The organism is Nodosilinea nodulosa PCC 7104, assembly GCF_000309385.1.
GTDB classification, from domain to species: Bacteria; Cyanobacteriota; Cyanobacteriia; order Phormidesmidales; family Phormidesmidaceae; genus Nodosilinea; species Nodosilinea nodulosa.
This window is the reverse complement of the sequence record NZ_JH976537.1, coordinates 5,591,508-5,603,462: the sequence shown is the minus strand read 5'-3', so window position 1 is coordinate 5,603,462 and position 11,955 is coordinate 5,591,508. Positions and strand designations below refer to the sequence as shown.

At 53.4% G+C, this 11,955-nt stretch carries 9 protein-coding genes and 1 pseudogene; 3 read left to right on the top strand and 7 right to left on the bottom strand.

Annotation, left to right across the window (positions count from 1 at the left end; genetic code table 11):
- A pseudogene (locus tag LEPTO7104_RS35365) lies at positions 1-592 on the top strand (ISKra4 family transposase); the annotation flags it as partial.
- Here LEPTO7104_RS35365 and LEPTO7104_RS37385 read toward each other — a convergent pair.
- The 3 genes from LEPTO7104_RS37385 to LEPTO7104_RS0125905 form a co-directional block, all read right to left on the bottom strand.
- The gene (locus tag LEPTO7104_RS37385) at positions 569-4,084 is read right to left on the bottom strand and encodes a caspase, EACC1-associated type (protein ID WP_026073089.1); all 3,516 of its coding nucleotides are present in this window, start codon (positions 4,082-4,084) and stop codon (positions 569-571) included. The pseudogene LEPTO7104_RS35365 and the gene LEPTO7104_RS37385 sit on opposite strands and share 24 nt — an antisense overlap.
- Positions 4,084-4,461: an effector-associated constant component EACC1 gene (locus LEPTO7104_RS0125910; RefSeq protein WP_017301504.1), complete on the bottom strand. Its 378-nt coding sequence runs from the start codon at positions 4,459-4,461 to the stop codon at positions 4,084-4,086. Before LEPTO7104_RS0125910 ends, LEPTO7104_RS37385 begins: the two co-directional genes overlap by 1 nt.
- A 406-nt stretch (positions 4,462-4,867) precedes the next feature.
- Positions 4,868-5,059, bottom strand: coding sequence for a DUF3368 domain-containing protein (locus LEPTO7104_RS0125905; RefSeq protein WP_017301503.1), 192 nt, complete (start codon positions 5,057-5,059; stop codon positions 4,868-4,870).
- A gap of 71 nt (positions 5,060-5,130) precedes the next feature.
- On the opposite strand from LEPTO7104_RS0125905, the gene LEPTO7104_RS0125900 reads away from it, so the two are divergent.
- Positions 5,131-6,501 carry an IS4 family transposase gene (locus LEPTO7104_RS0125900; protein ID WP_083886984.1) on the top strand — a complete coding sequence of 457 codons (1,371 nt, stop codon included), beginning with the start codon at positions 5,131-5,133 and terminating at the stop codon, positions 6,499-6,501.
- Here LEPTO7104_RS0125900 and LEPTO7104_RS35355 read toward each other — a convergent pair.
- From LEPTO7104_RS35355 to LEPTO7104_RS35350, 4 genes are all read right to left on the bottom strand, one after another.
- Complete coding sequence (locus LEPTO7104_RS35355; RefSeq protein ID WP_017301502.1) at positions 6,485-6,850, bottom strand: PIN domain-containing protein; 366 nt, start codon at positions 6,848-6,850, stop codon at positions 6,485-6,487. The two genes, LEPTO7104_RS0125900 and LEPTO7104_RS35355, sit on opposite strands and share 17 nt — an antisense overlap.
- On the bottom strand, positions 6,847-7,098 hold the full coding sequence (locus tag LEPTO7104_RS0125890) for a UPF0175 family protein (protein ID WP_017301501.1): 252 nt from the start codon (positions 7,096-7,098) through the stop codon (positions 6,847-6,849). Before LEPTO7104_RS0125890 ends, LEPTO7104_RS35355 begins: the two co-directional genes overlap by 4 nt.
- A 122-nt stretch (positions 7,099-7,220) precedes the next feature.
- Positions 7,221-7,508, bottom strand: a complete 288-nt coding sequence (locus LEPTO7104_RS0125885) for a hypothetical protein (RefSeq protein WP_017301500.1) — start codon at positions 7,506-7,508, stop codon at positions 7,221-7,223.
- An 864-nt stretch (positions 7,509-8,372) separates the two neighbouring features.
- A complete protein-coding gene (locus tag LEPTO7104_RS35350) occupies positions 8,373-8,651 on the bottom strand; it encodes a hypothetical protein (protein ID WP_155523785.1) in 279 nt (92 codons plus the stop codon).
- A 389-nt stretch (positions 8,652-9,040) separates the two neighbouring features.
- Here LEPTO7104_RS35350 and alaS point away from each other — a divergent pair, with 389 nt between their 5' ends.
- Positions 9,041-11,689 (top strand): alanine--tRNA ligase, encoded by a 2,649-nt coding sequence (gene alaS / locus LEPTO7104_RS0125870; RefSeq protein WP_026073088.1) that lies wholly within the window; start codon positions 9,041-9,043, stop codon positions 11,687-11,689.
- Positions 11,690-11,955: the final 266 nt, after the last annotated feature.

Below are 11,955 nucleotides of genomic sequence, written 5' to 3'. Positions count from 1 at the left end.
CGACCCCGGTCAGCCCAGCGAATGGAAACAGTACAAAGCCGTTCGAGTCAATGGTGACGGGCCGGGTATGGCGTGGTTCCAGGACAATTCGGCCTTGCTGGACTGGCTGCATCACGTAACCTTCGTCAGTTTGTTCTACTGCTTAGGGGATGGCCATGCTGGGATTTGGTCGCTGTTTGCCCAACTTGACGTGCCCCAGATCGCCGAGGAAATCTTGGATTGGTATCACTTGACTGAGAATTTGCACAAGGTCGGTGGGTCGTTGAAACGCTTGCAGGACGCTGAATCCCTATTGTGGGAGGGGCAAGTTGATAAAACGATTGCCCTATTCGCCCCGGTTAAAACAGGCCCCTCACGGCGCTTTCAGACGTATTTGCAAACCCATCGCAGTCGGATTCCCAATTATCGGTATTACCAGATGGAGGGACTGCCCATTGGCTCTGGCCCCGTTGAGTCTTGGATTAAGCAGATCGATGAACGGGTGCAGATTACCGGGGCACGATGGAAGCCTGAGCGAGTGCCCCAAATCCTGGCCCTGCGCTGCGCCTATCTCAGCGGCCGCCTTGATTTATTTTCTCCGCTCAAAGTATGACGCACTCCCATCACAGGCGTCATACCACCCATTTCTCCCGTCAGAATTTGCTTCTTGGAGCAAGGCATGCACTTCGTCCGCTAAATCAGCTTTTTCTAAATGCCAGGTTAGGTGCGCATAAATATAGCCATCATCGGGCAAAGTGTGCCATAAGCCATCCCGAGTTTGGGCGCGATAAGCTTCTAAGAGTCGGCGATGGGCGACTTCTAAAGCAATCCCTAAGCCCGCTAGCTTTCCGTCTTCCGTTGGAGTAGAGTCGCTAGTCAGAAGCTCTTGTGCTCGATCATGCATAAGATCATGCATGCGATAGCCCAATTTTTTGTCACTCTGCCGGGCACCAGAAAGCAGCAAAGCTTTAGCCCGAAAAGTTCTTAAAATAGCTCCTGCCTGTCTTGGAGAAACCTGCCACAGAGTAGCTGCCATCTTCTGGGTAATAGTGACATCTTCGGGCACAACACCGAGCCAGGCAAACTGCCCCCTCTGCTGTTCAGAGAGCTGTTGCAGACTTAAGTTAAAAGAGGCAACCAGGCTATGCTTTCGGCGTTTGGCTTCATCAATACGCTCTAGACCTGTGCGATCAAGAGATTCTAGTCGTGCAACTTCTGCCCTCAAGTCAGCTAAAATCTCAGCCCAGGTCACGCCATACTCGACCTGAGCGGCTGCAAGCTCTAATGCCAGGGGTAGATAACCAACCTCTCGGGCCAAAGCTTGAGCATTAGTTTTCTCAGGTTCACTTAACCCCTCCCCCATAGCTTGGGTCATTAGCTTCATGGATTGATTTGGGGTCATTACATCCAGGTCATAACGAGCCGCACCCGAAATTTGGGCTTCTCGGGTAGTAATCAGCACGCAGCACTCTGCACCACCAACTCGAAAATATTCAGCATCTTCAGGGTTCCAAACATCATCAACTATTAACAGTGCTTTCTTGTCGTAGAGTTGGGTTTGTAAATGGGTTGAGGCAGCTTCTTTAGTAACAGGCTTATAGTCGTAATCACCTAGGGCTTGTATCCAGTCACTTAGCAGCGGCAGTAAGTCCGGAGTTTGTCCTAGAGTGACCCAAAAAATACCATCAGGAAACTGAGCATGAACTTCGCGATCGTGGGCAATAGCCGCAGCAAGTACAGACTTGCCAATGCCCCCTAGCCCATAAATAGCGCTAACGACTAGCGTTCCAGGCTTGCTGGCACTGGTAAACAGTTCAGGGTTGGTACGTCCCACCTGAGACAATACATTTGCCTTAATTGCAGTACGATACTCAGGCCTATCAACAAAATAACTAGGCAGGGGTGGAGCCTGAAAAGGTGCACCTGCCTTCAAGGGGCTAGGGCCTGTAAAAACCTCCGTAATCGTAAAATCTGAGCTGGTTGAAGAATCTTGATCGCTGCGACTAGGTCGTCGAAAGATGACCCTGACTGCATCAGGCTGACTACTCGTTTTAATAATTGGATCTGGCAGCTTTGCTCTACGCATAGCACTGTGCATACGGCTAATGCCGCTAGCATTTAGTTCTACCTGCTGCATAATTCGAAAAACATTAGCAATCGCATGGTTGCGCTGGGTTGAAATAATATCTTCTGGGTCTTGATTAAGGTCTACTAAAGCCTTGCCAAAGCTGATAATCTCCACTCGGTCTGGGTAAACGTCAATTCGAGTAGGTTGATCAGGATAAGATTCATAGTCACGATGCACTAGGGCATTTGCCAAAGCTTCCTTAAGGGCAATTTCTGGAATTTCCAGATCATCTCTAACCTGTGTATCAATTTGTCCTGTTCGATTCAGACCTGCTCTATCTCGTAGAAAAATTATCCCCAACTCCAACAGATTTAGTAAGTTGTCAGTAATTCGCTCCGGACTAGCGTTTGCGTCACCTCTATTAGAGTTGTCATAAACACACAAAGCTAAGCTACAAGCAGCAAATTGATTAACCAACAAATTTCTAGGCGCAAAACATAGGTAAGCGCCCAGTGCTAGGTTGTTGTCATACAAAAGCCCTAGATGATGGAGGTGATCTGGCTTGGTTGCCCTAAGCAAATTTGCTTGTGTTAGGGCTGTCTTTGCCTGGGGTTGAGCTAAAAAATGCTCGATTAGCTCTTGATCTAGATCGCTTAAGGTGTGGGCGACCACAGGACGGCGATCGTAGCTAAGGTGCTCATATTCACCTAAAAATGATACTTTTTGAGATTGAGACCCCGATGTCGTCAGTGGAGTAGCTGCTGAGGTAGAAACTAATTGATCAACTTCTTGAGCTATTTCGGATAGCGCATCGACCAATGTAGCCTTTAAGACTTCAATATTTTCGACCCTATATGTTCTTGCCTTAGAAGCGTTAGATTCTACGTAGGCCTTGAGTTCGGTTTGTTTTGGAATTAGCGGACCCTGCTCTAAAATAAAGTTCATAGCAGGACTGACCGCAGTATCTTCTGGCAAAATAAACGCGATAAGGCTTTTCCCGCTATCTATGGCCTCTTTTATCTCAAACTCTGTTTGGCTAACATCTTCGGATTCGTAAATCTGCCCGTAAAAATTACCTAACAGAGCAACATATACTCCACACTCATTGACAGCATCTGCACAAACTTTTGGCGTCGGATCGCTCGCATAGCAGATATCTTGCCTATCAAGAGATATCCACCTTGGTGAGCAAGAGCTTTCAATGCACCGCTTTGCAGCTAAACGATACTCGTCAAGGGTAGGATCGCCTGCATCCCCGATGAAAACCACATCGGGGGTGATCGGTGGCCTAAAACAACGGTTCCGAAATAACACTATTTGGTCAGCATCGCGAACAGTGCTGCGCTGCGGCTCTAAAAAACCAGCTTCTACTACTTTTTCCTTAACGTGCTGAAAAAGCTCCTCTAAATTAATCTCAGGTCGTTGGTTATCAATTCCGTTTTGAATTGCTTCAATCAGCTTCCCAGAAAAGGCCGTGTATCTTTCTCCTTCTGGAGCATCGGCTTGTTCATTACCGGGTACTGAAGCAATGATGTAGGCACCTTTGATGTCAATACGTTCTTTAATGTAGCTCGTGTTGTCAGACATCTTGGGCAAGGCCCGACCACTAAAGCAGCTATCAATAATTACTATTTTCTTCGTGGCGGGCGATCGCTCAATGGCTTCTTTAACAGTTTCAAACGGCAGAGCATTAAAGTTTGAGTTGTCTTGGGTTGTATCGCCGACCGCTAGTAAGAGCTTGGTTGTAGCACTTCCTCTACCAATGAGACCATGACCAGAGTAATAAACAATCAGCGTATCTGTAGCCCCCTTTGAGGCTTGGGCAAGTTGGTCGCCAACCTTAGAGGCATTGGCCTCATCTAAAATCACCGTGATATTTGATTGAGGAACCCCAAGAATCTGGTAGTCACAAAGTAATTTAGCTAAATCTAGAACGTTATTGACAACTCCCGGCAACGGGCACAAACTATTATCTTTAGGAAACTGACTCGCCCCAATTAAGATAGCCTGGGTTTCTTCTGGAATGATGGACAGCATCAATCACCAGCCTCCAAAGCTTTCACCTTTTGCAAAACCTGATCAACAAACAGGTTCATTTCAGGCAAGTTTTCTGCGCTAACCTCTACGAAAGAGTTTTCAGCGACCTGCACCTTCATCGTCACTTTAGGCCGGGTAGCCTGTATCCAGACGTGGATTGCTTTGACTAGCTCAATTACCGCCTGAGATGCCAAAACAACCGAAAGTACTGTGATGGGGTCAATGCCCATCTTTCCAGTCTCAGCCTCGCCTGTTTCTGGTTCAACCTGCTTCAACCCTGATATGTGCTCTTGCTGAATCCAATCTTGTAGAGAGAGCAAGGTCTCTTCTGTAGCGTCTTGGCCTTGAAGTTCTAGCTCTAGATTGATGTCTGTCATAAAATCCGGCCCGATTAACCAAAGGTTTTGTTAATTCTATATTCAGTGCCCGACTATTCCTTTAAAGGGATTCTAAAATTTCTTCTCATCTTCAAGAGATCTTTTGAGTGCTTTGAGCATTCAAAGGGCTTATGTATATGTAGAGGTTAGTCTACTCGCCGACAAACATTGCCAAAGATGACCCACCAGGGTCATAGGTTCTTTAGGTTCCCCTACACAGAGCATGCCTCTAAAGAGGACGGGTGCCTGGGGCTTGACCAAGATCCTGGCTAAAGGGCGAAGGCACTCGTCCCTGGCGAAACATCCCCTACATCAGGGGTCCGGTGCCTTTGATGCTGAATAAGTAACTATTATCGCCTAAAAGGCACCGGACCCCTTTGACAGAAACCTCACTTAGTGTTTCCAATCAATTGACTTCATTCACGTCTTGCAAAATCTGACGATACAGCTCAGGATGAACCCAAAACTTAGCCTGGCTCATCAGGTCATCTAAAACAGGCTTCAACTCAGCAATCAGCCTGTCCTGTTTTGCTGCCACTAGCACCCCCAGCAGCCCAGTCACCTTGAGGCTAAACCGTTGGGCGAATGGCACTGACATAAGAGAGCAGAAAAGGCTTCAAGCGCTTGATCTGTAAAGATCGAAGCGTCGAAACCCAAAACCATGTCTCTATGATGCCGAATCGTGCGGATGTCCTCAAGGAGAAATACCAAAACAGTATCGGTCTACCCTTTGCCAAGGTTCTACCGGAAGCCGAAGTCCAGGCTGTAGTGGACGAACAAGGCATCGCCTATCGCCAAGTGCTCTACACCCCAATGGTAGTGCTGTGGAGTTGGATCTCCCAAGTTCTTGATGTCGATGGCAGTCTCAGCCATGCGGTCAAGCGGGTGGTGGCCTGGATGAGCCTGGCGGGCTTAGAGCCGCCGTCAGCCGATACCGGGGGGTACAGTAAAGCGCGTAAGCGCCTGAGCGAGTCCATTTTCCCACCCCTACTAAAGCGAGTGACGAGGGCGTTACAACGGAAAGTATCCCCGGAACAACGGTGGTGTGGTCGCCGAGTCAAGGCCTTTGATGCCACGACGGTCTTGATGAGTGATACCAAGGCCAATCAAGCGGCGTATCCCCAACACAGCAATCAGAAGACGGGCTGTGGCTTTCCGCTGTTGAAGCTTCAGGTGTGGTTTTGCGTGACTACGGGAGCGGTCTTGGAGGTAGCGATGGCTCCTTTTCGGGTGAGTGAGTGGCGCTTAGCCCGCCAACTTTACCAGACCCTGCGCCCAGAGGATGTGGTGGTGGCCGATTCGGCCTATGGCACCTATGTGGATCTGGCCTGGGTCGCGCTGACGGGAGCCGATGCCGTTTTTCGCAAGCACCATCAGCGCCGCTGCGATTTCAGGCGTGGCAAAAAGCTTGGGATTGGCGACCACATTGTCCGGTGGCAACGCCCCAAGCAATGCCCCGACGCCCTCTCGCCTGAGGAGTTTGAAGCCTTACCCGAGTCGATTGAGGTACGCGAAGTCTTTCTCTCCATTCAGACGCCTGGGTTTCGACCGACCAACATCGTAGTGGTGACCACCCTGATGGACGCCAAGCGGTATCGCAAAGCTAAATTGGCCGAACTCTATCACCTCCGCTGGCAGGCCACCGAAGTCAATCTCAGGCATCTCAAGACCACCTTAGCTATGGAGATGATTGCCGCCAAAACGCCCGCTATGGTGACCAAAAGCATTTGGGTTCATCTGTTGACCTACAATCTGCTGCGAACCCTCATGTGGGAGGCGACTGCCGACTCTGAGGTCGACGCGTTACGGCTCTCCCTTCAGGGCACTCGGCAACAATTTAATCACTTCCGACCCGAGTTTCTCCATCTCGCTCCATCCCAGCAACAGCGAGGCTACCAGGCCTTGTTAAGCGCTGTGCAAGAGCTGATTGTTCCCTTTCGCCCCAACCGTTCAGAACCCCGAGTCGTCAAACGTCGTCCCAAACCGTTCCCGAGAATGCAGGAACCCCGCTCAGTCCTGAAAGCTAAGCTGGTAGCTTGATAGGGCTTACGTCAGTGACATTCAACCGTTGGGCCACCTGCCGCCCCAAACGCTCATCCATCAAAAGACGATCAGCCTTTAGTTCGATCGCTAGGGCAATGGCCTCCGCTTCGCCTGGGTCAAGCTCACCTTTTAGACGTTCCACCAGAGCTTGATCACCCACGGGTCGAATAACAATCCATTCGGTATCAACCAGCCAAGACGTATCGATGCCGAAGGATTCTAACGCCCTGATTTCTGCATATACGCTTTCAGGAATCACCACGCTGCCGTAAAGCTCTTGCAGCAGGGGCAGTTGCCCGATTCTCAGCAGATTACTGATAGGCGATGTATCGCTGATGATGATCATCGCCAGTTATTGTCGCGCAGACTGGCAATATCAGCCTGGTAATCGGCTAGGTCGTAGTGAAGGCTAATGCCGCGATCGTACAGCAGTCCTTGAAAGGCCATTTGATTCATCCCGGCGAGTTGGCTAGCCGTACCGAGGGTAACTAGCTCTTGCTGAAAGAGCGCTACAGCTACCTCTTGCAGCCAGTCCACCTGCGAGAAGGTGTGGCTTTCTGCCAGGCGATCGGGAATATCCAGGGTGATTTTCATGGTTTAGATTTTACTCACAGGTCACCGTGAGAAAGCTCGGATCATATCTACAGTGTGACATGGGAACTAGGAGTCTAAAGGCTTCTGGATTCTCTGCAAGAGCCCAGAAGCCCGGTTTGTGGCTAGCCCAGCTGTCGATACCGCAGCAGGTAGCTAAACACCTCGCCCTGCTCTGGGGTGATTACAATTCCCGACTCGGGGATGGTGATCAGCTGGCTCCAGGTGGCCTGGTCCGCATAGTTCAGCCTATGCAGCTGGTGGAGCGTCGATCGCACTCCCTCCGTTGAACCAATCACCAGATGCCGCAACCGCTCTCGCCCCGGCTGCGGCCTGGGATTTGCAAGCGGCAAGGGGTCTAGAAGCCCGGTTTTTTGAAAAAACCGGGCTTCTGGCTGAGTAAAACACAACATAATTCAGGGATTCCTTTTTTAACGATGGGTAAGGAATCCCAAAAACTTGGCCGCCCCAGACATGTGCAGTTCAGGGCGGCCAGGTAAAATCACCTTAGCCTCCGAGACTGGTTGGTCAGTCGACGGGGTTAGCCGCTGGTTGGTGCTCTAACACCTTCCAGTGGCGCTTGACCAAATTTTTGGGAAGCAAAGCTGCACGCACACAGCCTTAGCACAGTAATTTAACCGATCGCGATCGCCTAGACAAGTCAAAATTGTTACGGTCCAAGAAATCGAGTGTTTGGATTGGGCTTTTCCCCACGACTTGAGGGTCTGCCCCAGGCAATCCGGTTTGTTTGGGTGTCATCCTCAACACGGCGGGTGCAACAGCGGCAGATTAGCTCAAAATGCTGGAGCTATTGCAGGTCACAACACCATATCGCGCTGCCCCACCGTCGGTGCATCGCCCCACAGCGTTCCTGTTATCTTTCAACCCTCTGGTGTTATCTCTCAATGCTTTGCTGTTATCGCGCAATGTTTTAAGTTGTGGCAGCACACCGTTGCTGCCATCGCCCAATGCTTTAGATCACTGCGGCACACCTTTAGTGCGATCGCGCCGCCCGCCAGGCCGAGTGGGACTTTCACAACTCGGTACTGGCGATGAAAGAAGCCGTTCGCGCCCAGTTTGGCCCCGACAGCAACGCCACCCAGTCCGTCGGCTACAAGAAAAAGTCTGAATACAAGCGCCCCAGCCGCCGCAGCGCCTAGCGGCAATCGTTGTCTGAGAGCACCTTCCAAGACCTGCGGACTTAACCCAAGGGTCTTTTTTCTTTGCTATATCCAGTTGCACCGCCGCCTAACTCTAGGGCAATACATCATCAACGGCTACCTCTCGACCAGTCCGCTCCAAGGGCGTGGCTTAGATATATCGCTAACCACCATGGGCTTTTGCTGGCGGATGTAGTAGCCGCTGCCAAACACTGACTGAAGCGCTGCATCCACCAGATCAATGGCGGCGGCGTGGGGGCTTTTCATCGCGGCAATATCGATCACCTGCCCTTCGACCAGCTCTACCCGTCGCCCCTCAAAGAAGCCAAGCTCAGCCATGCGATGGTACTCCTTACGAGTCCATACATGCACCTGAGGTTGCGTGATAGATACCATACCGGGCAGCTCCTTACGAGGCTGGTTGGTTTGAGGGCGGGGCAGGGGCGCGATCGCCTCAAAGTGCCCAATGCAAATTCTGTCTAAATTCAGGTTAACGCCAGCCCAGCGGAAGATGGAATGGGTTGAGTAGCGTACATCTCTATGAAATTGCGCGAATATCTGACCGGGTGGGCTTCGCGATCGCCAAACATCGGTCAAAATAGAAATTCGGATCAGGTTGATAACTCAACCTAAACGTCACGCTCAGACAAAGTTGATTCTTCCTGTGCTGAACGACTGCGCTGGCGAAGATCCTCTAGGTGGTGCATTAGCGCAGCAATGTACCCTACGGTTGACCACCCGCTTACCCATACACCCACCCACCCATCCACCCTTTCCCCCGTCCCATGGCAAAGCCCCCCACCTTAACCGCAATGACCGGCGCGCAGATTCGCCAGACGTTTCTGGACTTTTACGCGGCGCGGGGCCACGCCATTAAACCGAGCGCGTCCCTGGTGCCCGAGGACCCCACGGTGCTGCTGACGATCGCGGGAATGCTCCAGTTCAAGCCGGTTTTTCTCGGTCAGCGTCAGTCAGATGTGGACCGCGCCACCACCTCGCAAAAGTGCATTCGCACCAACGACATCGAGAACGTGGGCCGCACGGCGCGCCACCACACCTTCTTTGAGATGCTGGGCAACTTTAGCTTTGGCGACTATTTCAAAGAGCAGGCGATCGCCTGGGCCTGGGAGCTGTCTACCGAGGTGTTCAAACTGCCCGCCGATCGCCTGGTGGTGAGCGTCTTTCGCGAAGACGACGATGCCTTTGCTATCTGGCGCGACCAGATTGGCATCCCGGCCCACCGCATTCAGCGCATGGATGAGGCCGACAACTTCTGGGCCTCTGGCCCCACCGGCCCCTGCGGCCCCTGCTCCGAGATCTACTATGACTTTCACCCCGAGCTGGGCGACGACAATATAGACCTGGAGGACGACTCGCGCTTCATCGAGTTCTACAACCTGGTGTTTATGCAGTACAACCGGGATGCCGAGGGCAACCTGACGCCGCTGCAAAAGCAGAACATCGACACCGGCCTGGGCCTGGAGCGCATGGCCCAGATTTTGCAGCAGGTGCCCAACAACTACGAAACCGACCTGATCTTTCCGATTATTAAGACGGCGGCGGATCTGGCCGGGCTCGACTACGGCAAAGCCGACGAGAAGACCAAGGTTTCCCTCAAAGTGATTGGCGACCACGTGCGGGCCGTCGTCCACATGATTGCCGACGGCATTACCGCTTCCAACGTCGGGCGGGGCTACATTCTGCGGCGGCTGATTCGGCGGGTGGTGCGCCACGGGCGGCTGATCGGCATCGAGGGGGCGTTCATTAGCAAAGTGGCCGAGACGGCGATTCAGCTGGCGGAGGAACCCTTCCCCAACACGCGCCAGCGCGAGACTCAGATCAAAGCCGAGCTGGACCGCGAGGAGGCCCGCTTTCTGGAAACCCTGGAGCGGGGCGAAAAGCTGCTGGCCGAGCTGCTCCAGCGCGAGAGCCAGTCGAACACCAGGCAAATCGCCGGTACCGACGCCTTCGTGCTCTACGACACCTACGGCTTTCCGCTGGAGCTCACCCAGGAGGTGGCCGAAGAACAGGGGCTCACCGTCGATGTGGCCGGGTTTGAAACGGCGATGGAAGAGCAGCGCCAGCGCTCCAAAGACGCCCACGAAACCATTGACCTGACGGTGCAGGGCAGCCTGGACAGCCTGGCGGAACACATTCACTCGACGGAGTTTTTGGGCTACAAAGACACCAGCAGCATCAGCACCGTGGAGGCCCTGCTGGTCGGTGGCGAGTCGGTGAAGAGCATTGAGGCAGGACAAGAAGCCCAGGTGGTGCTGAACCAGACGCCGTTCTACGCCGAGTCGGGCGGTCAGGTGGGCGATCGCGGCTACCTATCCGGCGAAAATGTCGTGATTCGGGTGCACGACGTCAAAAAAGACGGCGATTTCTTTGTCCACTTCGGCAAGGTCGAGCGGGGTTCGCTGGCGGTGGGCGATCGCGTCACCGCCCAGATCGATCGCGCCTGCCGCCGCCGCGCCCAGGCTAACCACACCGCCACCCACCTGCTCCAGGCGGCGCTGAAAAAGCTGGTGGACCCCGATATTTCCCAGGCTGGTTCCCTGGTCGCCTTCGATCGCCTGCGGTTCGACTTCAACTGCCCCCGCCCCCTCACCGCCAGCGAAGTGCAGCAGGTAGAAGAGCAGGTCAACACCTGGATTGCCGAGGGCCACCAGGCGGACGTGGAGGTGATGCCCATAGACGAGGCCAAGGCCAAGGGGGCAACGGCCATGTTTGGCGAAAAGTACGGCGCCGAGGTGCGGGTAATCGACTTTCCCGGCGTGTCCATGGAGCTGTGCGGCGGCACCCACGTCAGCAACACCGCCGAGATTGGCCTGTTCAAAATCATCTCTGAGGCCGGGGTCGCTTCAGGGGTGCGCCGGATTGAGGCGGTGGCTGGCCCCGCCGTGCTGGAGTATTTGAACGTGCGGGATGCGGTGGTGCGGGACTTGAGCGATCGATTCAAGGCCAAGCCAGAGGAGCTAACGGAGCGCGTCACCACCCTGCAAACCGACCTGAAAGCTGCCCAGAAGGAACTCGACGGCCTGAAGTCTGAATTGGCGGTGCTCAAGTCTGATCAGCTGCTGGCCAGTGCGGAAGCCGTTGGCTCCCTCAAGATCATTGTGGCCGAGCTGGAAGGGGTCAGCGCCGAAGCACTCAAGACCGCCGCCGAGCGTCTGTTGCAAAAGCTGGGGGCCGGGGCCGTGGTGCTGGGGTCGGTGCCCGAACCAGACAAGGTGAGCCTGGTGGCAGCCTTCAGCCCCGAGGTGATCGCCCAAAAGCTACAAGCCGGCAAGTTCATCGGCGGCATCGCCAAGATCACGGGCGGCGGCGGCGGCGGGCGGCCCAACCTAGCCCAGGCGGGCGGTCGCGATGCAGCCAAACTGCCCGAGGCGCTAGAGAGTGCAAAGGCGCAGCTGCTAGAGACCTTGAGATAGGGCAGGTTGGCTTAACACTGGCAATCCAGCCTGCTTTAACTCAGGGGCAAAAATAATTTCGAAGGCTAATTGACTGGCAAAAGTTCTGATGTAGGTTGGTGTTGAGCGAAGCGAAACCCAACACCAGTAACGGGTTTGTTAGGTTTCGCTAACGCTATCCCAACCTACGGCAGCATAAGGGCTTCAAGGGTTTTGTCAGTCAACTGGCGTCGAAGGTTTGACGGTTGCCCTTGATTGCATCCCAACTTGGCAGTTTCTCACTGAGA

Excerpts from the sequence above, each read along its gene's own strand:
- LEPTO7104_RS35350 (WP_155523785.1), bottom strand. The coding sequence starts at position 8,651 with ATGGTATCTATCACGCAACCTCAGGTGCATGTATGGACTCGTAAGGAG.
- LEPTO7104_RS0125890 (WP_017301501.1), bottom strand. The coding sequence starts at position 7,098 with ATGAAAATCACCCTGGATATTCCCGATCGCCTGGCAGAAAGCCACACC.
- LEPTO7104_RS0125885 (WP_017301500.1), bottom strand. The coding sequence starts at position 7,508 with ATGTTGTGTTTTACTCAGCCAGAAGCCCGGTTTTTTCAAAAAACCGGG.
- LEPTO7104_RS35355 (WP_017301502.1), bottom strand. The coding sequence starts at position 6,850 with ATGATCATCATCAGCGATACATCGCCTATCAGTAATCTGCTGAGAATC.
- LEPTO7104_RS0125900 (WP_083886984.1), top strand. The coding sequence starts at position 5,131 with ATGATGCCGAATCGTGCGGATGTCCTCAAGGAGAAATACCAAAACAGT.
- LEPTO7104_RS0125905 (WP_017301503.1), bottom strand. The coding sequence starts at position 5,059 with ATGTCAGTGCCATTCGCCCAACGGTTTAGCCTCAAGGTGACTGGGCTG.
- alaS (WP_026073088.1), top strand. The coding sequence starts at position 9,041 with ATGGCAAAGCCCCCCACCTTAACCGCAATGACCGGCGCGCAGATTCGC.
- LEPTO7104_RS37385 (WP_026073089.1), bottom strand. The coding sequence starts at position 4,084 with ATGCTGTCCATCATTCCAGAAGAAACCCAGGCTATCTTAATTGGGGCG.
- LEPTO7104_RS0125910 (WP_017301504.1), bottom strand. The coding sequence starts at position 4,461 with ATGACAGACATCAATCTAGAGCTAGAACTTCAAGGCCAAGACGCTACA.